Raw genomic sequence first — 21,949 nt, forward strand, 5'->3', positions numbered from 1 at the left:
GGTGAGTCAGTCTCCCAGACGCTGGTCGCGGGCCGACGCCATGCGTGACGGCAGACCCCAAAGCTGAACGAAACCCTTGGCCAGGGACTGGTCGAAGGTGTCGCCGGTGTCGTAGGTGGCCAGGCCGAAGTCGTACAGGCTGGCCTCGGACCGGCGGCCGGTGACAGTGGCCCGGCCGCCGTGCAGGACGAGCCGGACCTCGCCGGTGACGTGCTTCTGACTGTCGTCGATGAAGGCGTCGAGCGCCTTCTTCAACGGCGAGAACCAGAGGCCGTCGTAGACGAGCTCGCCCCAGCGCTGGTCGACCGTGCGCTTGAAGCGGGCCAGGTCGCGCTCGACCGTCACGTTCTCGAGCTCCTGGTGCGCGGCGATCAGGGCGAGGGCGCCCGGCGCCTCGTAAACCTCGCGGCTCTTGATGCCGACCAGGCGGTCCTCGACCATGTCGAGCCGCCCGACGCCCTGGTCGCCGGCGCGCCGGTTCAGCTCGGTGATGGCCTGGAACGGGGTGACGGTCTCGCCGTCGATGGCGACCGGGTTGCCCTGGTCGAACGTGATGACGATTTCGTCGGGATCCCGGGCCACCGACGGGTCCTGGGTGTACGAGTAGATGTCCTCGATCGGGGCGTTCCAGATGTCCTCGAGGAAGCCGGTCTCGACGGCGCGGCCCCACAGGTTCTGGTCGATCGAGTACGGCGACTTGTGCGACACGTCGATCGGCAGGCCCTTCTCCTCGGCCAGCGCGATCGCCTTGTCCCGGGTCCACGCGAAGTCGCGGGCCGGCGCGATCACCTTGAGTCCGGGCGCGAGGGCGCCGATGCCGACCTCGAAGCGGACCTGGTCGTTGCCCTTGCCGGTGCAGCCGTGCGACACGACGGTGCCGCCGTACCGCTTGGCCGCCTCGACCAGGTGACGCACGATCAGCGGGCGGCTCAGCGCCGACACCAGCGGGTAGCGGTCCATGTAGAGGGCGTTGGCGCGCAGGGCGGGCAGGCAGAAGTCGGCCGCGAACTCCTCGCGCGCGTCGACCACGATGCTCTCGGCGGCGCCGCAGTCGAGGGCGCGCTGCCGGATGACCTCCATGTCCTCGCCGCCCTGGCCGACGTCGAGGGCGACCGCGATGACCTCACCGCCGACCTGGTCGGCCAGGTACGGGATGGCGACGGAGGTGTCGAGCCCCCCGGAATAGGCGAGAACCACCCGTTCGCTCACGGGGTGCTCCTTTCAAGAGTGTCGATCGTGAAGCCCGCCCACACGGCCAGTTTCTCGGCCAGCGCCTCACCGCCGTGGGCGTCGCGGGCCACGACGAAGATCGTGTCGTCGCCGGCGATGGTGCCGACGACGTCGGTCAGCCCCGACCGGTCCAGGGCGCTGGCCAGGAACTGCGCCGCGCCGGGCGGCGTGCGCAGCACGGCGATGTTCCCGCTGTAGTCGACGCTGGTGAGCAGCTCTTTGAGCAGCCGCAGCAGGCGGGCCGGCCCCTGCTCGGTGGTCTCGCGCAGCGGCCGCTTGCCGTCCTCGGGGATGAGGTAGGCGCCGCTGACCTTGACCGCGCCCAGCTCCTCGAGGTCGCGCGAGAGGGTGGCCTGGGTGACCTGGACGCCCTCGCCGGCCAGCAGCTCGGCGAGCTCGGTCTGCGAGCGGATGGACTTGTCCCTGATCAGCTCGACGATCCGGGCGTGCCGTCCGGCCCTGGTCACCGGCCCGGTCATCGCGCGTTCACCGCCAGCAGCCAGGCCAGAAGAGCCTTCTGGGCGTGCAGCCGGTTCTCGGCCTGGTCGAAGACCGCGCTCTGGGCGCCGTCCATGACGTCGTCGGTGATCTCCTCGCCGCGGTGCGCGGGCAGGCAGTGCAGCACGATCGCCTCGGGCCCGGCCGCCGCGAGCAGGTCCTTGTTGACCTGGTACGGCCAGAACGGGGTGAGCCGGTCGCGCCCGTCGTCCTCCTGGCCCATCGACGTCCACGTGTCGGTGGCGATCACGTCGACGCCGTCGACCGCCTCGTACGGGTCGCGGACCACTTCGATGGAGCCGCCGGTCCACGCCGCGATCTCGCCGGCGCGGGCGACCACGGCCGGGGACGGGTCGAAGCCGGACGGCCCGGCGACCCGGACGTGCATGCCGGCGGTGGCGCCCGCGAGAAGGTAGGAGTGGGCCATGTTGTTGGCGGCGTCACCGACGTACGCCAGTTTCCGGCCCTCGGTCGCGCCGAACCTCTCGCGGATCGTGAGCAGGTCGGCCAGCAGCTGGCACGGGTGGAACCCGTCGGTGAGCGCGTTGATCACCGGCACCTTGACGCCGGAGGCCAGCTCGGTGAGCCGTTCGTCGCCGGTGGTGCGGAAGACCATGGCCGCCACGTAGCGCTCGACCACCCGGCCGGCGTCGGCCAGCGACTCGCCCCGGCCGAAGTGGGTGGCCTGGGTGTCCACGATGATCGGCTGGCCGCCGAGCTCGGCGATGCCGGCCTCGAAGGACAGTCGCGTGCGCAGGCTGACCTTGTCGAAGAAGACGGCCACCGACTGCGGCCCGGCCAGCGGCCGGTGGGCGAAGCGGTCGGCCTTCATCTGGGCCGCGAGGTGCAGGACGTCGCTCTGCTCCTCAGGATTGAGGTCGTCGTCGCGAAGAAAGTGCCTGATTTGAGGGGACGAGGTCACCGGAGACCGTCCAGGGCGGCGATGAGGGCGTCGGCCTGCTCGGTGCTGATGATCAGCGGAGGGGCGAGCCGGATGACGTCCGGCGCGGGGGCGTTCACCAGGAAACCAGCTTCCTTGAGGTCGGCGGCGAGCTTGGCCGCGATCGGCTCGTTCAGGACGATGCCGAGCAGCAGGCCCGCGCCACGGACATGGTTGACGGCGGGGTGGCCTTCGATGCCGCGCCGCAGCTGTTCGCCGACCCGCTTCACGTGGTCCAGGAGACCTTCGCCGGCGATCGTACGGATGACGGCCAGCCCCGCGGCGCACGAGATCGGGTTGCCGCCGAACGTGGTGCCGTGCGACCCGGGGGTGAACAGGCCGGCGGCCGGCCCGAAGGCAACGCAGGCGCCGAGCGGCAGGCCGCCGCCGAGGCCCTTGGCCAGGGTGATGATGTCGGGTTCGACGCCTTCGCTCTGGTGGTGGAACCAGTGGCCGGTGCGGCCGATGCCGGTCTGCACCTCGTCCAGCACGAGCAGCGCGCCCGCTTTGTCGCAGATCTCCCGCACGCCGGCGAGGTAGCCGGCCGGCGGAACCACCACGCCGTTCTCACCCTGGATCGGCTCCACGATGACCATGGCAGTTTCCGACGTTACGGATTTGTCCATTTCGGTGAGATCTCCGAAGGGCACATGCGTCACGTCGCCCGGCAGCGGCCGGAAGGGATCCGCCTTGGCGGGCTGGCCGGTCAAGGCCAGCGCCCCCATCGTCCGGCCATGGAATGCCCCATTTGTCGCGACCACGTGGACCCGGCCGGTCAGGCGGGACAGCTTGAAGGCGGCCTCGTTGGCCTCGGCGCCGGAGTTGGTGAAGAGCACCCGGCCCGAGCGGCCGGCCAGGGCGAGCAGAAGCTCGGCCAGGGCGACGGTCGGCTCGGCGACGTAGAAGTTGGAGATGTGCCCGAGCTGCTGCACCTGCTGGGTGACGGCCTCGACGACGGCCGGATGGGCGTGGCCGAGGGCGTTCACCGCGATCCCGCCCAGGAAGTCGACGTACTGCTTGCCGTTCTCGTCGGTGAGGACCGCGCCCTCACCTCGGACCAGGGCCACCTGCGGAGTCCCGTAGTTGTTCATGCCGGCCTGCGACCACCGGTCGATCAAGGAGGTCATGCTTCAGTCCTTTTGAGGGTGGTGGCGGGGTGGCCGGCTGGGGAGGGGACCACCATTGTTCCGATTCCTTCCGAGGTGAAGACTTCCAGCAGCGTCGAATGCTCGACGCGGCCGTCGACGACGTGGGCGGCCGGGACACCGCCGCGCACCGCCCGCAGGCAGGCCTCCATCTTGGGGACCATGCCGGCCTCCAGGGTGGGCAGCAGCTTTTCCAGGGCGTCGGCGTCGATCCGCGAGGTGAGCGACGACGTGTCGGGCCAGTTGGTGTAGAGCCCGGGCACGTCGGTCAGCACGACCAGCTTGCGCGCGCCGAGCGCCTCGGCCAGCGCGGCCGCCGCCGTGTCGGCGTTGACGTTGTGCACCACACCGTCCGCGTCCGGCGCCACCGACGCGATGACCGGGATCCGGCCGGCCGCGATCAGGTCGTCCACCGCCGAGGTGTCCACCTGCTCGACGTCGCCCACCTGGCCGATGTCAACGAGCGCCCCATCGACCATGGCACCCCGGCGCACCGCCGTGAAAAGCCGCGCGTCCTCACCGGAGAGCCCCACCGCGAAGGGCCCGTGCTGGTTGATCATGCCCACCAGCTCACGCCCGACTTGTCCGACCAGGACCATACGAACGACGTCCATCGCTTCCGGAGTCGTGACCCGCAATCCGCCGCGGAATTCGCTCGTGATGCCCATTTTGTCGAGCATGCGACTGATCTGCGGGCCGCCACCATGCACAACGACCGGCTTGATCCCGACATATCGCAAGAACACCATGTCAGCCGCGAACGCCGCTTGCAGCTGCGGGTTGATCATCGCGTTGCCGCCGTACTTGATCACGACGGTCGCGCCGTGGAAGCGCTCCAGCCAGGGCAGCGCCTCGATCAGGACGCCGGCTTTCTCGATGGGCGTGGTCACGACGAGTACGCCGAGTTCTCGTGCACGTAGGCGTGCGAGAGGTCGGTGGTCCAGATCGTCGCTTCCATCTCGCCCTCGCGCAGGTTCACCGTGATCTTCACGTCGCGGCCGGTCAGGTCGACCCGGGAGCGATCCTCGGCGGCGGCACCGCCCTTGCAGATCCACACGTCGTTGATCGCCACGTCGACCCGGTCGGGCTCGAAACGCGCCCGCGTCGTGCCGACCGCGGCCAGGATGCGGCCCCAGTTGGGGTCGTTGCCGAACAGCGCCGTCTTGACCAGGTTGTTGCGGCAGACCGTGCGGCCCACCTCGACCGCGTCGGCCTCGGTGGCCGCGCCCTTGACCTCGATCGCGATGTGCTTGGTGGCGCCCTCGGCGTCGGCGATCAGCTGCTGGGCCAGGTCGTGGCAGACCTCGGTGACCGCCGCCGTCAGCTCTTCCTGTGTGGGCTGCCGGTCGGAGGCGCCGCTGGCCAGCAGCAGCACGGTGTCGTTGGTGGACATGCAGCCGTCGGCGTCGATCCGGTCGAAGGTCACCCGGGTCGCCTCGCGCAGCGCGGCGTCGAGCACCTCGTTGTTGGCCGAGGCGTCGGTGGTGATCACCACGAGCATGGTGGCCAGCGCCGGAGCCAGCATGCCGGCGCCCTTGGCGATGCCGCCGACCGACCAGCCGTCGCGCTCGACCACGGAGTTCTTCGCCACCGTGTCGGTGGTCATGATCGCCTCGGCCGCGGCCGGGCCGCCGTCGGCCCTCAGCGCCTTGGCCGCCGCGTTGACGCCGGGCAGCAGCTTGTCCATCGGCAGCAGCTCGCCGATCAGGCCGGTCGAGCAGACCGCCACGTCACCGGCCCCGATCAGCTGCGGTTTCGGCCCGCCACGGAGCACCGTCGCGGTGTGCTCGGCGGTGGCGTGCGTGTCCTGGAAGCCTTGCGGCCCGGTGCAGGCGTTGGCGCCGCCCGAGTTGAGCACGACGGCCCGCACGATGCCGCCCTTGAGCACCTGCTGGCTCCAGAGCACGGGCGCCGCCTTGACCCGGTTGCCGGTGAAGACGCCGGCGGCGGTGAAGTCGGGGCCGTCATTGACGACCAGGGCCACGTCCGGGTTGCCGTTGGCCTTCAAGCCGGCGGCGACTCCGCTGGCCCGGAAGCCGCGAGGAGATGTGACGGTCACTGAAACTCCTGAAGGTTCGCGCAAGCGCTCACGGCGCGACTCCGAACACGGACAGGCCCGAGGTCTCGGGCAGGCCGAACATGAGGTTGGCGCATTGGACGGCCTGGCCGGCGGCGCCCTTGCCGAGGTTGTCGAGGGCGCTGACGACCACGATCCGGCCCGAGTCGATGTCGACTGTGGCCTGAAGATGACACGAGTTGGAGCCGGAGGTGGCGGCCGTGTGCGGCCACTGCCCCTCGGGCAGGACGTGCACGAAGGGCTCGTCCGCGTACGCGGCCTGAAGCACCTCGCGGGGATCGCCGCCGGTCAGCGGGCGGGCGGTGACGGTGGCCAGGATGCCGCGCGGCATCGGCGCGAGCACCGGCGTCATCGAGAGCGAGGTCGCCCCGGTGGCCTGCTTGATCTCGGGCACGTGCTGGTGAGCGCCGGCCTTGTACGGCGAGAGGTCGCCCATGACCTCGCTGCCCAATAGGTGCGCCTTGGCCGCGCGCCCGGCGCCCGACGTGCCGGAGCTGGCCACCACGACCACGTCGGCCGGGTCGGCGAGCCCGGCGGCGATCAGCGGCGCCAGCGCGAGCGTGATGGTGGCCGCATAACATCCCGTGTTCGCCACCCGGTCGGAAGAGGCGATCAGCTCCCGGTGACCGGGCAACTCGGGCAGTCCGTAAGTCCACGTGCCGGCGTGCGCGCCGCCGTAGTATTTCTCCCACGGCGCCGCGTCTTGGAGCCGGAAGTCGGCGCCGAGGTCCACGACCTTCACGGTCTCGGGAAGCTGCGCCGCCAGCGCCGCCGACTGCCCGTGCGGCAGGGCGAGAAACACCAGGTCGGCACCGCTCAGGCCGGCCGCGTCGGTCGCGCCGAGCGTCAGGTCGAGCCCGGTGAGCTGCGGGTGCACGGCGGACACGCGCGTGCCCGCCTGGGTGTGTGCGGTGGCCGCCACGAGGTCGAACTCCGGGTGCCCGGCGAGAAGCCTCAGCAACTCACCCCCGGCATAACCACTGGCGCCCGCTACCGCGACCCGAATCCCCATACCAACCTCCGCATGAATATGCAGAGAACCGTATCAAGGGGCGCGAGCGACGAGCAACACCATTTACCCGGCGAGTGAGTGAAACCACCGGCCCGGTGGTAAGACTGGCGCCATGGCAGACCAGACGATCATCACGATCCGTGCGGCCGCGGCGGCGTACGCCGAGGCCGTCCGCAACACGCAGCGCTTCTTCGACAAGCTCGAGGACGCCGAGGACCCCGGCGCCCTCGCGGAATACGCCGTTCTCGTGCAGCGGGAGAAGGAAGCCGTAGAGGCTCGCCTCGACGCGATCGAGGCTGCTGGTCTCGAGGTTCCCAGCATCGACGAGAGCGACCCCGACCACTGAGGGAAACAGACAGGACAAGTTTCGGAACCGTTCCGGGCTGCCGGAACCGGTTCCGAGCTGTCAGACTCCGATCGTTCATGTTTCGTTGACCGTGCCACCGCGGTCGTGACGACCGGAGGCGCGCGTGCCCGACGTCCCCCCGTACCGGAATCCCTCCCTATCCGTCGATCAGCGGGTGGAAGACCTGCTCAGCCGGATGACCCTGCCCGAGAAGGTCGGGCAGATGCTCCAGCTGGACGCCCGCGGCGACGTGAAGGAGATCGTCAGCGAGAAACTGGCCGGCTCGATCCTGCACACCTCGCCGGCGAAGATGCTCGAGGCGATCGACCTGGTCGCCAAGACGCGGCTGCAGATCCCGCTGCTCACCGCCGAGGACTGCATCCACGGCCACTCGTTCTGGCCGGGCGCGACGATCTTCCCGACCCAGCTCGCGATGGCCGCGAGCTGGGATCCGGAGCTGCTGGAGCGGGTGGCCCGGGTGACCGCCGTCGAGGTCTCGGCCACCGGCATCCACTGGACCTTCTCCCCCGTCCTGTGCATCACCCGTGATCTCCGCTGGGGCCGGGTCGACGAAACTTTCGGCGAGGACCCGTTCCTGATCGGCGAGCTCGGCTCGGCGATGATCCGCGGCTATCAGGGTGGCGGCCTGACCGATCCGACAGCGATCCTGGCCACCGCCAAGCACTTCGCCGGCTACTCCGAGACCCAGGGCGGCCGGGACGCCAGCGAGGCCGACCTGAGCCCGCGCAAGCTGCGCTCCTGGTTCCTGCCGCCGTTCGAGCGGGTCGCCCGTGAGGGCTGCCGGGTCTTCATGCTCGGCTACCAGTCGATGGACGGCGTGCCCATCACCGCCAACAAGTGGCTGCTCAACGACGTACTCAAGCAGGAGTGGGGCTTCACCGGCACTCTCGTGACCGACTGGGACAACGTCGGCCGCATGGTCTGGGAGCAGCGGGTCTGCGCCGACTACGCCGAGGCGGCCGCGGTCGCCGTCAAGGCCGGCAACGACCTGGTCATGGTCACCCCGGGCTTCTTCGAGGGCGCTCAGGAGGCCGTCGAGCGAGGGCTTCTGGCCGAGGAGGAGATCGATGAGGCCGTACGCCGGATCCTGCGCCTGAAGTTCGAACTGGGCCTGTTCGAGGACCCGCGCGCCCCCGACCCCGTACGGCAGAAGGCGGTGATCGGCTCGGCCGAGCACACCGAGCTGAACCTCGAGGTGGCCCGCCGCTCGCTGACCCTGCTGCGCAACGACGGCACGCTGCCGCTCGACCCGGCGGCCAAGTTCCGCCGGATCGCCGTGATCGGCCCCAACGCCGACTCCCCGTCGGCGCAGCTCGGCGACTGGGCCGGCGACTCCGGCCAGATCGACTGGCTGCCCGACGGCCAGCCCCGCGAGATGATCGAGACGGTGCTCGACGGTTTCCGCGCGGTCGCGCCGGCCAACTGGGACATCGACTACGCCAAGGGCGCCGAGATCGAACGGCTCGTGCCCGACCCCGAGGGTGAGACCTACCCCGACGGGCAGCCGCGCCCGCCGATCTCGCAGGCCGCGCCGGTCGACCGCCACCTCATCGACGTGGCCCGCGACAAGGCGATCCGGGCCGACTTCGCGGTGGTGGTGGTCGGTGACACGGTGAACCTGACCGGCGAACACAAGTCGACGGCCACGCTCGAGCTGCAGGGCGGCCAGATCGCCCTGCTCGACGCGATCGCGGCCACCAAGACCCCGATGATCGTCGTGCTGGTCCAGTCGAAACCGTCGGTGCTGCCCGAGTCGGCCCTCGACGCGGCCGCGATCATCCAGGCCTTCAACCCGGGCATGCGCGGCGGACGGGCCGTCGCCGAGCTGGTGCTGGGCCTGATCGAGCCGAGCGGCCGGCTGCCGCTGTCGGTGGCCCGGCACGTCGGCCAGCAGCCGGTCTACTACAACACCATCCGGGGCCAGCACGGCGACCGCTACGCCGACCTGACCCAGGACCCGCTGTTCGCCTTCGGCGAGGGTCTGAGCTACACCACGATCGAGTACGCCGATCTGACCGTGACCACACCCGAGGTGGCCGCCGACGGGGTCGTCCGGGCGACGGTCACGCTCACCAACACCGGCGAGCGCCCGGCCGTCGAGACCGTGCAGGTCTACATCAGCGACCTCGTCACGAGCGTCACGTGGGCCGGGCGCGAGCTGAAGGCGTACCGCCAGGTCTCCGTCCCGCCCGGCGAGAGCCGCACGGTGGAGCTCGAACTGCCGGCCAGCGCGTGCTCGCTGGTCACCGCGGACGGCCGTCGCGTGGTCGAGCCGGGCGAGTTCGAGCTGCTGGTCGGCCCGAACTCCCGCACCTATTCCAAGGCCGCGTTCACGATCGTGTGAGCGGCCGCGATCGGCCGGAGACCGAAACCCAGTTTCTTGTACGTGGCCAGGGCGGCGCTGTTCCAGTAGTCGACGAACAGCGCCACCCGGTCACGGCCGGCGAGCAGTTCCCGTGTCACAAAGGCGCAGAGCCCGGACGCCAGTCCGCGGCCCCGCGCCCGCTCGGCGGTCGTCACGCCGGCCAGGAAACCGATCCGGCCGCACGACCAGGCGTCGGCGGCCACCGCGATCAGGGTGCCGTCCTCGTCCCGGACACCCGCCCAGCGCGCGACCCCGGAACCGCCCGGACGGGCGTACGTCTCGGGGAAAGCGGAATCAAGCAGGGCCGTGACCTCGGGCAGCTCGCCGGAACCCAGCCAACAGGGCCGTTGATCTCCGGCCGCCGGCGGCGCCGTGGCGGTGTCCATCCAGCCGAACCGCCCGGCGACCTCGATCGCCGGCAGGCGCTCGGCCACGGCAGTCATCAGAGCCTCGGACCCGAGCGGCCGAAACGAGGGCCCGACCAGCGGAAGAACGTCGCGCAGCAGAGCGGCGACGGCGTCCGGATCGCCGTGCACGGGCATCCGATCATGCCGGGAAAGATCCGGGCAGGCGACCGCGACGGCACCGGGCCGGGCGAAGACGCGCGCCTCGGGCCGATCGGCGGCCCAGATCATCATCGGGTCGTATCCGGTGGCGGCGGCGAGATCGTCAAGCGTGAGCACCCCGCCATGCTGCCTTGACCCGGCCTGACAAAGTCAGGCACGTGCGGATCCTCACTCGCCGTTGGCTACGCCGCGGCATTCTGGCGAGCGTCGTCGTGGTCATGCTGGGCGTCGCGGTCCTGCTGACCGGCGAATTGTGGGTACGGGGTGAGGCCCGCGGCCACGTCTTCAGCGAGTCGGACGTCCCGGCGGCCCCGGTGGCGATCGTGCTGGGCGCGGAGGTCTACGCCGACGGCTCCCCGTCACCGTTCCTGGCGGCCCGGCTCGACATCGCCCGCCGCCTCTACGAGACGGGAAAGGTGAAGGCGATCCTGGTCTCGGGCGACCACAGCCGCTGGGAGTACGACGAGCCCGGCTCGATGCAGGTGTACCTGATCGCCCACGGCGTGCCGGCGTCCCGGATCGCCCTGGATTACGCGGGCTTCGACACGTACGACTCGTGCACCCGGGCCAAGCGCGTCTTCGGCGTGACAGCGGCGACGATCGTCACTCAGACGTACCACTTGGATCGCGCGGTAGCCCTCTGCCGCACCCAGGGCATAGCCACGAACGGCGTAGGCGACGACTCCGTGAAGATCTACAAGGAGCCCTGGCGCAACTCGGTGATCCGCGAACGAGGCGCCATCGTCAAGGCCGTGGCCGACGTCGTGACCCACCGGGACCCCGTCTTCCTGGGCCGCCACGAAACAACAGTCGAAGAGGCCCTCGCCGCCTCGTGACCTATTCCCGCGAGAATCGTTGCCCATGGAGGTCGTACACCCGGCCCGGCCCTCAGGCGCGACGATGTGTAGTCTCGCTTCCGCGATCGTCCACATCGTACGGATGACGCGTCCGGGCCATCAGCCGAAAAGCACCAAGCGCCGAGGATCTTGGCGGTAATGTGATCGACAAAACACCGCCGAGGAGTTCAGGTTGACCCGCGACAGCATCACCCACACCGACCGCACCTGGCTACGGAGCAGCCGCTGCGTCGGCGAGGCACACTGCGTCGAATTGTCAGTCATCGACTCAGGCGAACGGGTTGCGCTGAGGAACTCGCAAAGGCCCGGAACTGTCCTGACTTTCGACGCGGCCGAGTGGCGCAACTTCATGGACGGCCTGAAAACCGGCGAACTGCGCCTTTCACGCTGACGCCGCCGGCGGAGCCGTCGCGGCGAAGGACTCGAACTTCCGCGTGGGCGGCCCCGACGCGAGCGCCCGGAAGTATTCGTCGTTCACGAACGCCGGGAACCCCTCCCGCGATGCGCCCCTGCGGTGCCAGTCTCCGTGATGCTGCCAGTACAGTCGCGGAACCTCGCTCTCGAAGAACTTCGCCAGATACTCGCGCGCCTGAGCCTCATCGATCTTCTTGATCTCGTATGCCCAGGACCAAGATTTGATCACTTTGCCGCAGTAGTAGAAGAGATCCTCCTCCACGCCGTCCGGGGACATCCGGGAGCCCCAGCATTGCCGGTACTTGGGATTCTCCATCGCCAGGAGCACCAGCCCCTCGTTGTACTGCACGAACGCGTCGTGGCGCATCGCCTTGAGTTGGGCGAATTGCATGGTCACCGACGCCGCGACGACGAACAAGGCGATGCAGGAGATGACGGCCGCGGCTCCTCCGTAGGCCTGCCCCACATCGGCAAGTTCCCCTATCGACATTATGTCCGAGGAAACAAGACCCTTTCTTACTCACTCACGTTTGGCATAGACCAACGGCACTGCCACGTAGCCAATTGCGACAGAGCAGAAAGCAACTTTCCCGAATGACATTCAGCTGTCGGCCTGCTCGCCACAATATGCCAGATCGCCTCTGCACATGCATTCGCGCAGCGCTCAGTAGAACTCGATCGGCGTTCCCGATTTCGGGTGGTGGAAGATGTCGGCGGCGCTGCCGCCGCGATGCAGGAGCTCGTAGAACGGGTGGCGCCAGCCTGAGCTGCCGGGGGCGAACGACATCGTGCCGGCCGGGACGGCGAAGACGCCGTCGCTGATGACCGCCTCGGTGGTCACGTCGCCGATCTTCACCTGTACGGCGGCGCCTACCGCCGCCGGGGGCTCGGTGTACGAGGTTTTCAGGTTGCCGTAGCCGTCGGTGTAGATGACCGCCTTCGCCGGTGGGGGTGGCAGTTCCAGCTCGGGGCCGAGCAGGTCCTCGCCTCGGGACAGGGCGGCCACGGCGGCCGGGAAGACGTCGCGGGAACGGAACTGGGAGCCGGCGTCGGGCACCTCCACCGCGCGGACCGGCACCCCCTCGGCGGCCAGGAACGACAGCGACGCTCCCGAGGCGACGCCGACGACCAGCACCCCCGAGTCGAGCTGGGCGGCGGCCAGCGGTTCGCCCTCGTTGTCGTGGCGGGCCTCGTTCCGGTCCTCGCGGGGCGCCACGTTGGCGTAGACGATCCGGTCGGCCGGGCCGTCGCCGAAGGCGAGCTGGGCCACGCAGAAGCCGGCGCTCACCGTGTCGAACGGGGGCACCGGCACCGTGTCGAGCTCGGCGTGCGGCAGCAGCTTGGCGAAGCGCTGCCGCACCTCGGCGAAGGCCAGGTCCCCGAGGCCGTAGTCGGCCACCACCGTGATCAACATGTCCGCAGACTAGCCTCGTCAGTCGATGGTGTGGCCGCCGTTGACGGTGATCCGCTCGCCGGTGACGAAACGGGCCGCGTCCGAGGCCACGAACGCCACCACGTCGGCGATGTCCTCGGGGGTGCCGATGCGGCCCAGCGGTACATCGGCCACGTAGCCGGCGGTGTCGGCGTCGCCGTGGCGTTCGACCGGGATCCAGCCGGGCGCGACCACGTTGACCGTCACCCCGTACCGGCCCAGTTCCCTCGCCCACGTGCGGGCCAGGCCGATCTGCGCGCCCTTGGCCGCGTTGTAGGCCGAGGCCAGCGGCAGGGCCCGTTCGAACGAGTCCGAGCCGATCATGATGATCCGGCCGCCGCCGAGCTGCTTCATGCCGGGCAGCGCGGCCCGCATGAGCAGGGCCGGGCTCTTCACGAAGAACTCCAGCTGCCGCAGGTGGTCCTCCCAGGTCGTCTCCTCGGCCGGGATGAGCGGCTGCGGCCCGGTCGCGTTGGCCACCACCACCCGTACCGGTCCCACCGCGTCCACCATCTCCCGCACGGACGACGAATCGGTGATGTCGGCTTGGTAGGCCCGAGCCGACCCGCCGGCCGCGATGATCTCGTCGACGACCCGTGTGGCGGCCGCGGAATCCGACGCGTAATTGACCACCACCGGCTCGGCCTCCGCCAGCCGCCGGGCGATGAACGCGCCGAGCCCCCGCGAGGCGCCCGTGATCAGAGCCGTCATTCTCCCACCGTTCCGTCCAGCAGCTCCCGCACGGCGTCCGCGTGCCCCGCGTGCCGAGCCGTCTCGTTGATCAGATGCAGTAGCACGAAGCGTAGGTCGTACTTCCCGTCCCGCGATCGCGCCTCCAGGTCGCCCAGGGACCGGACCACGCCGGCGGTCGCGACCGCCCTCTCCCGATAGGCGGTGATGACGAGTTCGATGGGGAGCGCCGGGGCCTCGTACTCGGAAACGTCCTTGAATGTCGAACCGCCGAGCAGGACACCGTCGATCCACCGGCGCTCGACGTTGGTCAGGTGATTGACCAGGCCGGCCAGCGGCAGCAGCTTCCCGCCGGGCCGCCACCGGGCCTGCTCGGCGGTCAGGCCGAGGGCCTTGCGCAGCACCGCGCCGCGCAGAAAATCGAGCCAGGCCAGAAAGGGCTCAACACCCTGTGAGTCGGTAGGAGAAGAAGGTGAAGGGAATGTCACGTCCTCGAGGGCCGTCATTCGTGACAGGGTAGGTCCATGGCGGATGGATCACTGCGCAAGCTGGGTTTTCTGACGATCGGGCTCTTCGACGGGGCCGACCCGCGACCCGGGCACGAGACGACCCTGAAGATCATCAAGCTGGGTGAGGACCTGGGCTTCGACAGCGCGTGGGTCCGGCATCGCCATTTGCAGTACGGCATCTCGTCGCCCGTCGCGGTGCTGGCGGCGGCCAGCCAGCGCACGAGCCGGATCGAGCTCGGCACCGCGGTCATCCCGCTCGGCTGGGAGAACCCGCTGCGCCTGGCCGAGGACCTGGCGACCGTCGACATCCTCTCCGGCGGCCGGCTCAACCCGGGCGTCAGCGTCGGCCCGCCGATGAACTACGACAAGGTCAAGCCCGCTCTCTACCCCGACCACGACGAGGACTTCGGCTACGGCCGGGTGGAACGCCTGCTCGACTTCGTCGCCGGCGAGCAGGCCACCGACTTCGAGGGCACGCAGGGCTTCGAGGTCTTCTCGCCCCGCGTCGAGCCGCACGCGGCCGGCCTGCGCCAGCGGATGTGGTACGGCGGCGGCAGCCTCCGCTCGGCCCAGTGGGCCGGCGAGCACGGCATGAACTTCCTGACCAGCAACGTGGTCAAGGCCGAGGACGGCACCGACTTCGCCGACATCCAGCTCAGCCACATCCGCGCCTTCCGCGCCGCCCACCCCGCCGGGCGCGTCTCCCAGGGCCTCGTGGTCATCCCTACGGATTCGGCGTCCGAGGAGCAGAAGGCGAAGTATTCGGCGTACGTCGACAAGCGCACCCCTCGCACCCTGGAACCACAGGGCCCGGCGCGCATGCTGTTCTCCCGCGACTACGTCGGCTCCTCGGCCGAGATCGCCGACCAGCTGCACGCCCACGCCGCGTACCGGGAGATCGACGAGGTCGCGTTCGCCCTGCCGTTCAGCTTCGAGCACGACGACTACGTCCAGATCCTCACCGACATCGCCACCAAGCTCGGCCCCGCCCTCGGCTGGAAACCGGGGAGCTAGCACCACCTCGAAGACGGGGGCCGGCGGGAGCGCTTTCCGCGCCGGCGAAAAATAGCGTCGACGGCATGACGACGATGACGATGACGGGGGCCGCCGTCGCCCTTCAGGGCATCAGCCGGGTGTACGGACGAGGACCGACGGCCGTGCGGGCCGTCGATGACGTGACCCTCGACTTTCCCCGGGGTGGCTGGACGGCCGTGATGGGCCCGTCCGGCTCCGGTAAGTCCACGCTGCTGCACTGCGCGGCCGGCCTCGAACGGGTCGACAGCGGGCGGGTGCTGGTCGGCGACACCGACATCACGGCGGCCGGGGACTCGCAGTTGACCTCGCTGCGGCGTACCCGAATCGGCTTTGTCTTCCAGAGCTTCAACCTGATCGGCTCGCTCACCGCCGAGCAGAACGTGGCCCTGCCGCTGCGCCTCGCCGGGCGGAAGCCGTCGCGGGCGGAGGTCCGGGCCACGCTCGACGCGGTCGGGCTGGCCGACCGGATCCGGCACAAGCCGCGGGAGCTGTCCGGCGGGCAGCAGCAGCGGGTGGCGATCGCCCGGGCCATGGTGACCCGGCCCGACGTGCTGTTCGCGGACGAGCCGACCGGCGCCCTCGACTCCACGGCGGCCCGGACGGTGCTCGACCTGCTGCGCGCGATGGCCGACGCGGGCCAGAGCATCGTCATGGTCACCCACGATCCGGGCGCGGCCGCGCGGGCCGACTCGGTCGTCTTCCTCGGCGACGGCCGCGTGGTCGACCGGCTGACCGGCGCGAGCACCCACGAGGTGGCCGACCGGCTCGCGAAGTGGGAGCGCTGAGATGGCGGGACGGCGCTGGACCCTGTTCATCGGCGCGCTGCTGTCGGTCACGCTGGGCGTGGCGCTCGTGCAGTCCTCGCTGCTGCTGCTCATCACGGCGGCCCTGCTCGACCCGCCGGCCGGCCTGAGCGCGGTCGAGCGGATGGAGTTCGCCGACGGCACGACGGCCGCGGTGTCGATGCTGGGCGTGGTGCTGGGCGGGGCGGTCTTCCTGGCCGGCTTCATCATCAGCTCGACGTTCGCCTTCACCGTCGACCAGCGCCGCCGCGACCTGGCCCTGCTGCGCCTGGTCGGCGGAAGCCGCGGCCAGCTGCGGCGCCTGCTGCTGGGCGAGGCGGTGCTGCTGGGCGCGTTCGGCGCCGTGCTGGGCGTTCCGGCCGGCTTGGCGGTGATGAGCTTCCAGGGTTGGCTCATGCGCGAGTTCGGCTTCGTGCCGCCGGGCTTCGCCGGCGAGTGGCGAGGATGGATTCTGGGGGTTTCCTTCGGTACGGGCATCCTGCTCGCGGTCGCCGGAGTCCTGGTCGCGGCCCGGCGCGCGGCCCGGGTGCGCCCCCTGGAGGCGCTGCGCGAAACCGGCCCGGCGGCCCGGGTGATGACGTGGAGCCGAGCCCTGATCGGCCTGGTCTTCCTGGGCGGCGCGCTGGCCCTGATGATCGTGGCCCCCTTCGGCGGCCCGGCCGGCGGCATGGCGATGGCGATGAACGTCCCGATCCCGGCCGCCGTGGCGGTGGTGGCGTTCGCCCCGCTGCTGGTGCCGCTGATCGCCCGCCTGGTCCCGCTGCGGGCCCCGGGCGGCCTGGCCCGCGCCAACCTGGGCGACGCCCGCCGCCGCACCGCTTCCGTGGCGGCGCCGCTGATCGTGCTGGTCGCCCTGATCGTCGGCAACGTGGGCGCCGGCGCCTCCTTCACGGCCTCGGGCGTCCGTCAACTGGCCGCCCAGACCCACGCCGACCTGGTCGTGGAGTCCACCGGCCCACCCCGGCTGTCCGAGCCGTCCGGCGCGGCCGCTGTCTCCGACATTCCGGGCGTCGCTTCGGTGTCGGTGGAGACGCGGCTGCCGGGCGAGGTCACCACGGGCTCCGGCGAGGACCGCGAGACCGAGACGGTCAGCCTTCTGGTGATCGACCCCGGGGCGTACCCGGCAACGCACGACGACAGCGCCGCGCTGACGGGCCTTCAGGGCCGGCAGGTCGCGGCCGGTCCCGGCGGCGACGTTCCGGGCGCCGGGAGCACGATCCGGCTGAAGGTGCCCGATCGCGACCTCGGCGACCTGCCGATCGTCGCCGGCGTGCCGGCCACGATGACCGGCGGGGCCAACCTGCTCGTACCGCCCGGCCTGCTCACCGCGGCCGAACTGCGGGACGCACCCACCCGATCGTTCGTCACACTGACGAAGGACGCGGACGTGGCGGCGACCCGGGCCGGCCTCGCCCGCTTCGGCACCGTGTCGACCCTCGACGAGCGGCTGCGCGCCGACGCCGACGCCGCCAACTCGACAAACGAGAAGATCATGCTGATCGTGCTGGGCCTGGGCGGCCTCTACGCCCTGATCGGCGTCGTCAACTCGATAGTCATCGGCGCCGCCACCCGCCGCCGCGAGTTCGCCGAGGCCCGCGTCACCGGCATGACACGGGGCCAGGTCGTCCGCTCGTCGCTGCTCGAGTCGTACGCCATCACGGTCTCGGCCCTGCTGCTCGGCGGCGTGGCCGCCGCCGCGACCTTCATCGCCGTCCTCACCACGACGAAGGCCGTCACCGGCACCGCCACCCTCGACCTGCCCTGGACCCAGATCGGCGCCGTGGCCGCGATCGCCCTCACCGTGACCAGCGCCACCACGCTCATCACGTCGCTGTCGGCCACCCGCCCCCAGCCGGTCACCCAGCTCAGGGCAGCTTGAGGACGTCGGCGACGACCGCGCCGTCGGTGGTCAGGCGGACCGGGGCCGGGCTGTCGTAGACGACCAGGACGCGGTCGTCGCCGACCAGGCTCAGGCCCTCGGCGTGGTCGTCGCCCTCGCCGTAGGTCAGTTCGAGCTCGCGGGTGATCAGGTCGGAGCGGACGATGACCGGCTCCTCGGCCACCGCGGCGCCGTGCCAGCGGTAGATGCGGACCGGGCCGTCCAGGTCCATCGTCGGGCCGGCCAGGATGAGCAGGTCGTCGCCGTGTGGGCACAGGTCGCGTACGCCCAGGCCGTCCAGGTCCAGCACGTGTTTGCGGTACAGCTTGCCGTCCGGGAACGGGGTCAGGCGCAGGCGGTCCGGGTCCTCCGCGGTGACGTACGGGCGCAGTTCCAGCACGAACGCCCAGCCGCGCAGCACCGGGCCGCGCAGGCCGAGGTAGACGCGGCCGCCGCGGACGGCGATGCCCTCGATGTCCAGGCCGTTGTCCTTGCCGGGGATGCCCAGGAACGGGCCGAGGTGTTCGTCGGAGCGCAGCAGCGTCCGCAGGGCGTCCCGCTTGCCGAGGGCGGCCGCCCGGTGGCGGACGCCGTCGACCGTCACCTCGCGGACGGGCGTGGGCAGACCGTCGACGTCGACGACCGGCAGCCGTACGAGGATCTGGCGGTTGTCCTGGCCCTCGACCCGGGCCAGGCGTTTGAGCGCCCGGGAACCCTCGTGCCGCTCCTTGATCTGCTTGCGGCGCAGGCTGTGCGAGCCGACCGCCCACAGGAACTGCCCGGTGCGGGCCAGGCCCTCGACGTCGGCCTCCTCGTCGGCGTCGACGCCGGGCAGGTCGACGAAGTCGGCCAGGCGGAAACTGCGCTCGTCGCCGAACTCGGTGGGCTGCGCGGGGTCGTCGACGGTCAGCCGTTCCAGGGTCGCGGTCTCGTCGCCGGCGATCCACAGCACGGGCCCGTCCAGCCGGACGGCGGACAGGTTGGTGTGCGTCGCGGCCGTACGGGAGGCGTCCCCGAACCGGAGGCGCACGGTGTGTTCCAACGTCATGAAAGTCATCGTCGCACTGCCGCGCACCTGCGGATTCGTTCTGTCCTACTTCGGTCGGCCGATCACGACGACGGTTTCGGCGCCGCCACCGGGCTGCGGTTTCCGTCGCGGTCGTACGCCCGTACGCCGAAGAAGACGTTGTCCTTCGACAGGTCGATGGTGATCGTGCCGACCTTGCCCACGTCGCGCCGGTGCTGCCAGTCCGGGGCCGTGGTCTCCCGCCAGACGATCTCGTAGCCCGCCAGGTCCGGTTCGGGGCCGATCTCCCAGCGCAGGGTCGTCTCGTTGGTGAGCTGCGTGGTGTCGATGACCACACCGCGCGGCGTGCCGGGGGCCTGCGCCAGCGACCAGAGGACGGCCGCGTTCGTCTTGGCCACGCCGGCGATGTACCGGAAGTCGCAGAATTCGATCAGATCGCCGTATTGGACACCGTTCTCCACCCGTACGTCCTGATGCTCGTGGGCGAAGTTCTCCCGGGGCTCCGTGAAGCGGGCCGCCGGATAGCCGCGGAGGAGGAACGAGATGTGGTCGCTGCCGCGCAGGTAGCGATCACGGCGCCAGATGACCCGTACGTCAAGATCGGTCCTGAGGTCTTTGACGAACCTCCCGAGCTGCCGCGAGGGACCGTCGTTCTCACCCCCGACACTCAGCCGGGTCCTGGCCTCGGCCGCGGTCTCGGACGTCGGCACTCCCTCGACGAACAGCCGCACCTGGCGCGGACGGGGCGCGCTGCCGTCGTGCGCGTCGCCCGTACCCACGATGTCGTTGCTGAACATCGCCTGGATGTCAGCACCCCGGTCCCGGTAGACCTGAGCCATGTGATCGGAGCCGTAAAGCCCCTGCTCCTCCGCCGCCACGGCCGCGAAGACGAGCGTCGCCTCGGGCCGCCGGCGGGCGAACACCCGGGCCAACTCCATGATCACGGCCACGCCCGAGGCGTCGTCGTCGGCGCCCGGCGCGTCGGCGGTCGCGTTCATGACGTCGGTGACCCGCGAGTCGTAGTGCCCGGTCACCACGTAGATCCGCTCGGGATTCACCGAGCCCGGCAGCGTCGCGATCACGTTGGTGATCCGGGTCGGCTCCGGCACGCGCGGCGACACCGGCTGCACGAACGACTGCAACTCCACGGTCATCGGCGTACCGGCCGCGTACCGCCGCAGCTCCGCGTAGATCCAGTCCCGGGCCGCGCCGATCCCCCGCGACGGGTCGTCCTGGCTGGACAGCGTGTGCCGCGTACCGAAGGAGACCAGTCGCCGGACGACGGCCTCGATCCGCCGCGGGTCGATCTCGTTGAGGATCGCCCTCAGCCGCGGTTCCACCGAGGCCTTCGCCTCACCCGCCACGAGCGGCGCCGCCACGGCAGCCGCGGACGCCGACAGAAACGTACGCCTCGTCGAGTTGGCCATGCGTCCCACTCTCGCCCGTGCAGTGATCGATGTCTATACGTAGTTTCTGGGTAAGAGAACGCCATGCACGTGGACCCGGACGAGGCACGCTCGGCGTTCCTCGGTCAGATGGACCTTTTGATCGGCACCGCGGCCGAACTCTCCGACCAGGTCCTGCTGGCGCCGAGCCGCTGCACCGGCTGGACCGTGAGCGAGACTCTGGTGCACGTCCACCAGGGCTTGCAGGAGATGCTGCTGGGCTGCGTCACGGCGACCGACGCCCGGCCCGACACCGACGCCGCCTCGTACTGGCGCGATTTCACCCCGGCCGAACCCGCACAGCCCGACATCGCCGGCATCCAGTTCGTCCGGCGCGTGGCCGCCGCGTACCAGCGCCCCTCCGACCTGCTGAAACACCTGACCCCGACCATTGACGGGGTAAGGGCGGCCGTGCTCACCCGGAAGCCGTCGGCTGTGCGGTTCCAGGGTCACGTGCTCCCGTGGGGCGACTTCCTGGCCACCTGGGCGGTCGAGCTGGCCGTGCACCACCTGGACATCACCACGTCGCCCCCGCACGCCCCGGCGCTGCGGCTGGCCCGCCGTACCGTCGAGGCCCTGGCCGGCGAACCGCTCCCCACCACCTGGTCCGACGAGACAGCGGTCCTGCTCGGCACCGGCCGCGAGACACCCACGGCGGACCAGTCCCCGCCGGCGGCCCGGCTACCCGTCCTGGGCTGACACCCAGCGGTAGATCTGCCCGTCCCGCAACTCGTACGACGCCGGCGGCCCGGGCACACCGGCCAGCCGGGCCAGAACCTTGGTACGCCCGCGCACGGTCACGCCGCCCTCGGTCCAGTGCAGGTAGGGATGCAGCAGCCGGATCAGCGCCGCCCGATCCTCCCGCCCCACCGCATCGAGCACTTCCGCAACGATCGGATCCACCCGTCGAGAATCGCAGGCCCGCGCCGCTTCCGGCTGACGGCCTTCATCTCGGAAGGGCGCCAGCTGGGTGAACCTTACGAGATCACCTACGTCGACGACTACCGACCGTGATGTCGATGTGCTGACCATCGGGCGCTTGAGGACCGCCGCCGGCCCAGCGTGGCTACGCGGCGTGCGGTTCGCCGGCGTCACGGAGCGTTCAGCGCCCTGAGCTCGGGTTTTCGTGCGCAACCGCGTTCTTGTTTCGCCCCGGCGCCCGCACCAGGATCTACATCGACCCCGGAAAGATCCTCGTTGCCGCGAGGACCGGAGCCGTTGGAGGCAATTCTTCATGAGCGTTGCAACCATGCCGAACGTTCCGCCCGACCCTACCGGCGCCGCCACCCCGCAAGAGCTGGGACGGCGGCTCCGAGCTCTGATGACACAGCGTAGATGCTCGGTCGACGCCGTAGTGCGCCGCAGCAGCCTGGCCGGCACCCCCATCTCCCGCGCCACGGCCCACAACTTGATCGCCGCCCGCGGCCATTCGCGGCGCGACACCCTGCTGGCTTTCCTGCGCGGCTGCCAGGTCCCCCCACGCGAACAGATCCGCTGGCTCATCGCCTACGACCAGATCTTCGCCGAGGCCCGGCGCCCCGCCCCCAGCTGAGCGCGTCCTGACGGCCGCGGTGGCGGCCACCACGCCGTCAGGACGCGCTCACCCCAACTGAACATCCCCAGACCAGCTCGCCCGGCGGCGCGCTGAAAGCCCTGGT

24 protein-coding genes are annotated in these 21,949 nt (G+C 70.5%); 9 read left to right on the forward strand and 15 right to left on the reverse strand.

The features are described from left to right. Positions 1-6: 6 nt before the first annotated feature. The 7 genes from ACGFJ7_RS14650 to argC are packed head-to-tail and all read right to left on the reverse strand — an operon-like array spanning position 7 to position 6,902. The gene (locus ACGFJ7_RS14650) at positions 7-1,209 is read right to left on the reverse strand and encodes an argininosuccinate synthase (RefSeq protein WP_360239120.1); all 1,203 of its coding nucleotides are present in this window, start codon (positions 1,207-1,209) and stop codon (positions 7-9) included. Continuing rightward, positions 1,206-1,709 carry an arginine repressor gene (locus ACGFJ7_RS14655; RefSeq protein ID WP_360239123.1) on the reverse strand — a complete coding sequence of 168 codons (504 nt, stop codon included), beginning with the start codon at positions 1,707-1,709 and terminating at the stop codon, positions 1,206-1,208. The genes ACGFJ7_RS14650 and ACGFJ7_RS14655 overlap by 4 nt, the downstream gene beginning before the upstream one ends. After that, positions 1,706-2,650 carry an ornithine carbamoyltransferase gene (gene argF / locus ACGFJ7_RS14660; protein ID WP_360239126.1) on the reverse strand — a complete coding sequence of 315 codons (945 nt, stop codon included), beginning with the start codon at positions 2,648-2,650 and terminating at the stop codon, positions 1,706-1,708. Before argF ends, ACGFJ7_RS14655 begins: the two co-directional genes overlap by 4 nt. Next, positions 2,647-3,795, reverse strand: coding sequence for an acetylornithine transaminase (locus tag ACGFJ7_RS14665; RefSeq protein WP_392642463.1), 1,149 nt, complete (start codon positions 3,793-3,795; stop codon positions 2,647-2,649). Before ACGFJ7_RS14665 ends, argF begins: the two co-directional genes overlap by 4 nt. Then, on the reverse strand, positions 3,792-4,703 hold the full coding sequence (gene argB / locus ACGFJ7_RS14670; RefSeq protein ID WP_360239131.1) for an acetylglutamate kinase: 912 nt from the start codon (positions 4,701-4,703) through the stop codon (positions 3,792-3,794). Before argB ends, ACGFJ7_RS14665 begins: the two co-directional genes overlap by 4 nt. After that, positions 4,700-5,872, reverse strand: coding sequence for a bifunctional glutamate N-acetyltransferase/amino-acid acetyltransferase ArgJ (gene argJ / locus ACGFJ7_RS14675; RefSeq protein ID WP_360239134.1), 1,173 nt, complete (start codon positions 5,870-5,872; stop codon positions 4,700-4,702). The genes argB and argJ overlap by 4 nt, the downstream gene beginning before the upstream one ends. Before the next feature lie 28 nt (positions 5,873-5,900). Continuing rightward, the gene (gene argC, locus ACGFJ7_RS14680) at positions 5,901-6,902 is read right to left on the reverse strand and encodes an N-acetyl-gamma-glutamyl-phosphate reductase (RefSeq protein WP_360239137.1); all 1,002 of its coding nucleotides are present in this window, start codon (positions 6,900-6,902) and stop codon (positions 5,901-5,903) included. Between the two features lie 112 nt (positions 6,903-7,014). Between argC and ACGFJ7_RS14685 the strand changes: the two genes are divergently transcribed. Together ACGFJ7_RS14685 and ACGFJ7_RS14690 are read left to right on the forward strand one after the other, a co-directional pair. After that, the gene (locus tag ACGFJ7_RS14685) at positions 7,015-7,248 is read left to right on the forward strand and encodes a hypothetical protein (RefSeq protein ID WP_360239140.1); all 234 of its coding nucleotides are present in this window, start codon (positions 7,015-7,017) and stop codon (positions 7,246-7,248) included. 175 nt (positions 7,249-7,423) lie between these two features. After that, on the forward strand, positions 7,424-9,613 hold the full coding sequence (locus ACGFJ7_RS14690) for a glycoside hydrolase family 3 N-terminal domain-containing protein (RefSeq protein ID WP_392642464.1): 2,190 nt from the start codon (positions 7,424-7,426) through the stop codon (positions 9,611-9,613). Here ACGFJ7_RS14690 and ACGFJ7_RS14695 read toward each other — a convergent pair. Further along, entirely contained in the window at positions 9,583-10,317 is a 735-nt protein-coding gene (locus ACGFJ7_RS14695) for a GNAT family N-acetyltransferase (RefSeq protein ID WP_360239146.1), read from the reverse strand. The two genes, ACGFJ7_RS14690 and ACGFJ7_RS14695, sit on opposite strands and share 31 nt — an antisense overlap. Positions 10,318-10,358: 41 nt before the next feature. Between ACGFJ7_RS14695 and ACGFJ7_RS14700 the strand changes: the two genes are divergently transcribed. After that, positions 10,359-11,036 carry an ElyC/SanA/YdcF family protein gene (locus tag ACGFJ7_RS14700; protein WP_360239149.1) on the forward strand — a complete coding sequence of 226 codons (678 nt, stop codon included), beginning with the start codon at positions 10,359-10,361 and terminating at the stop codon, positions 11,034-11,036. Positions 11,037-11,229: 193 nt separating this feature from the next. Beyond that, the gene (locus ACGFJ7_RS14705; RefSeq protein ID WP_360239152.1) at positions 11,230-11,448 is read left to right on the forward strand and encodes a DUF397 domain-containing protein; all 219 of its coding nucleotides are present in this window, start codon (positions 11,230-11,232) and stop codon (positions 11,446-11,448) included. On the opposite strand, the gene ACGFJ7_RS14710 is transcribed toward ACGFJ7_RS14705, so the two are convergent. The 4 genes from ACGFJ7_RS14710 to ACGFJ7_RS14725 all read right to left on the reverse strand — a co-directional run bounded on the left by ACGFJ7_RS14710 (position 11,440) and on the right by ACGFJ7_RS14725 (position 14,099). Next, entirely contained in the window at positions 11,440-11,961 is a 522-nt protein-coding gene (locus ACGFJ7_RS14710) for a DUF6082 family protein (RefSeq protein WP_360239155.1), read from the reverse strand. The two genes, ACGFJ7_RS14705 and ACGFJ7_RS14710, sit on opposite strands and share 9 nt — an antisense overlap. 174 nt (positions 11,962-12,135) lie before the next feature. Then, the gene (locus ACGFJ7_RS14715; RefSeq protein WP_360239158.1) at positions 12,136-12,885 is read right to left on the reverse strand and encodes a hypothetical protein; all 750 of its coding nucleotides are present in this window, start codon (positions 12,883-12,885) and stop codon (positions 12,136-12,138) included. 18 nt (positions 12,886-12,903) lie between these two features. Next, the gene (locus ACGFJ7_RS14720; RefSeq protein WP_360239161.1) at positions 12,904-13,614 is read right to left on the reverse strand and encodes an SDR family oxidoreductase; all 711 of its coding nucleotides are present in this window, start codon (positions 13,612-13,614) and stop codon (positions 12,904-12,906) included. Beyond that, entirely contained in the window at positions 13,611-14,099 is a 489-nt protein-coding gene (locus tag ACGFJ7_RS14725; RefSeq protein WP_360239164.1) for a DUF664 domain-containing protein, read from the reverse strand. The genes ACGFJ7_RS14720 and ACGFJ7_RS14725 overlap by 4 nt, the downstream gene beginning before the upstream one ends. Before the next feature lie 18 nt (positions 14,100-14,117). Between ACGFJ7_RS14725 and ACGFJ7_RS14730 the strand changes: the two genes are divergently transcribed. The 3 genes from ACGFJ7_RS14730 to ACGFJ7_RS14740 all read left to right on the forward strand — a co-directional run bounded on the left by ACGFJ7_RS14730 (position 14,118) and on the right by ACGFJ7_RS14740 (position 17,819). After that, complete coding sequence (locus tag ACGFJ7_RS14730) at positions 14,118-15,116, forward strand: LLM class flavin-dependent oxidoreductase (RefSeq protein WP_360239167.1); 999 nt, start codon at positions 14,118-14,120, stop codon at positions 15,114-15,116. Between the two features lie 74 nt (positions 15,117-15,190). Continuing rightward, positions 15,191-15,922: an ABC transporter ATP-binding protein gene (locus tag ACGFJ7_RS14735; protein WP_360243418.1), complete on the forward strand. Its 732-nt coding sequence runs from the start codon at positions 15,191-15,193 to the stop codon at positions 15,920-15,922. A gap of 1 nt (position 15,923) precedes the next feature. Beyond that, complete coding sequence (locus ACGFJ7_RS14740) at positions 15,924-17,819, forward strand: FtsX-like permease family protein (protein ID WP_360239170.1); 1,896 nt, start codon at positions 15,924-15,926, stop codon at positions 17,817-17,819. Here ACGFJ7_RS14740 and ACGFJ7_RS14745 read toward each other — a convergent pair. Then, a complete protein-coding gene (locus ACGFJ7_RS14745) occupies positions 17,806-18,867 on the reverse strand; it encodes a DUF3616 domain-containing protein (protein WP_360239173.1) in 1,062 nt (353 codons plus the stop codon). The genes ACGFJ7_RS14740 and ACGFJ7_RS14745 overlap by 14 nt on opposite strands. 62 nt (positions 18,868-18,929) lie before the next feature. Then, positions 18,930-20,273, reverse strand: a complete 1,344-nt coding sequence (locus ACGFJ7_RS14750; RefSeq protein ID WP_360239176.1) for a M20/M25/M40 family metallo-hydrolase — start codon at positions 20,271-20,273, stop codon at positions 18,930-18,932. Positions 20,274-20,336: 63 nt separating this feature from the next. On the opposite strand from ACGFJ7_RS14750, the gene ACGFJ7_RS14755 reads away from it, so the two are divergent. Next, the gene (locus ACGFJ7_RS14755) at positions 20,337-20,990 is read left to right on the forward strand and encodes a maleylpyruvate isomerase N-terminal domain-containing protein (RefSeq protein WP_392642465.1); all 654 of its coding nucleotides are present in this window, start codon (positions 20,337-20,339) and stop codon (positions 20,988-20,990) included. On the opposite strand, the gene ACGFJ7_RS14760 is transcribed toward ACGFJ7_RS14755, so the two are convergent. Next, positions 20,973-21,194, reverse strand: a complete 222-nt coding sequence (locus tag ACGFJ7_RS14760; protein ID WP_360239182.1) for a nuclear transport factor 2 family protein — start codon at positions 21,192-21,194, stop codon at positions 20,973-20,975. The genes ACGFJ7_RS14755 and ACGFJ7_RS14760 overlap by 18 nt on opposite strands. Before the next feature lie 418 nt (positions 21,195-21,612). On the opposite strand from ACGFJ7_RS14760, the gene ACGFJ7_RS14765 reads away from it, so the two are divergent. Next, on the forward strand, positions 21,613-21,843 hold the full coding sequence (locus ACGFJ7_RS14765) for a hypothetical protein (protein ID WP_360239185.1): 231 nt from the start codon (positions 21,613-21,615) through the stop codon (positions 21,841-21,843). The last annotated feature ends 106 nt before the right edge of the window (positions 21,844-21,949 follow it).

The organism is Actinoplanes sp. NPDC048988, from assembly GCF_043197815.1.
In the GTDB taxonomy this organism is placed as follows: Bacteria; Actinomycetota; Actinomycetes; order Mycobacteriales; family Micromonosporaceae; genus Actinoplanes.

Excerpts from the sequence above, each read along its gene's own strand:
- ACGFJ7_RS14765 (WP_360239185.1), top strand. The coding sequence starts at position 21,613 with ATGACACAGCGTAGATGCTCGGTCGACGCCGTAGTGCGCCGCAGCAGC.
- ACGFJ7_RS14715 (WP_360239158.1), bottom strand. The coding sequence starts at position 12,885 with ATGTTGATCACGGTGGTGGCCGACTACGGCCTCGGGGACCTGGCCTTC.
- ACGFJ7_RS14720 (WP_360239161.1), bottom strand. The coding sequence starts at position 13,614 with ATGACGGCTCTGATCACGGGCGCCTCGCGGGGGCTCGGCGCGTTCATC.
- ACGFJ7_RS14755 (WP_392642465.1), top strand. The coding sequence starts at position 20,337 with ATGCACGTGGACCCGGACGAGGCACGCTCGGCGTTCCTCGGTCAGATG.
- ACGFJ7_RS14740 (WP_360239170.1), top strand. The coding sequence starts at position 15,924 with ATGGCGGGACGGCGCTGGACCCTGTTCATCGGCGCGCTGCTGTCGGTC.
- ACGFJ7_RS14710 (WP_360239155.1), bottom strand. The coding sequence starts at position 11,961 with ATGTCGATAGGGGAACTTGCCGATGTGGGGCAGGCCTACGGAGGAGCC.
- ACGFJ7_RS14730 (WP_360239167.1), top strand. The coding sequence starts at position 14,118 with ATGGCGGATGGATCACTGCGCAAGCTGGGTTTTCTGACGATCGGGCTC.
- argC (WP_360239137.1), bottom strand. The coding sequence starts at position 6,902 with ATGGGGATTCGGGTCGCGGTAGCGGGCGCCAGTGGTTATGCCGGGGGT.
- ACGFJ7_RS14685 (WP_360239140.1), top strand. The coding sequence starts at position 7,015 with ATGGCAGACCAGACGATCATCACGATCCGTGCGGCCGCGGCGGCGTAC.
- ACGFJ7_RS14655 (WP_360239123.1), bottom strand. The coding sequence starts at position 1,709 with ATGACCGGGCCGGTGACCAGGGCCGGACGGCACGCCCGGATCGTCGAG.
- ACGFJ7_RS14735 (WP_360243418.1), top strand. The coding sequence starts at position 15,191 with ATGACGATGACGGGGGCCGCCGTCGCCCTTCAGGGCATCAGCCGGGTG.
- ACGFJ7_RS14725 (WP_360239164.1), bottom strand. The coding sequence starts at position 14,099 with ATGACGGCCCTCGAGGACGTGACATTCCCTTCACCTTCTTCTCCTACC.
- ACGFJ7_RS14665 (WP_392642463.1), bottom strand. The coding sequence starts at position 3,795 with ATGACCTCCTTGATCGACCGGTGGTCGCAGGCCGGCATGAACAACTAC.
- ACGFJ7_RS14750 (WP_360239176.1), bottom strand. The coding sequence starts at position 20,273 with ATGGCCAACTCGACGAGGCGTACGTTTCTGTCGGCGTCCGCGGCTGCC.
- ACGFJ7_RS14745 (WP_360239173.1), bottom strand. The coding sequence starts at position 18,867 with ATGACGTTGGAACACACCGTGCGCCTCCGGTTCGGGGACGCCTCCCGT.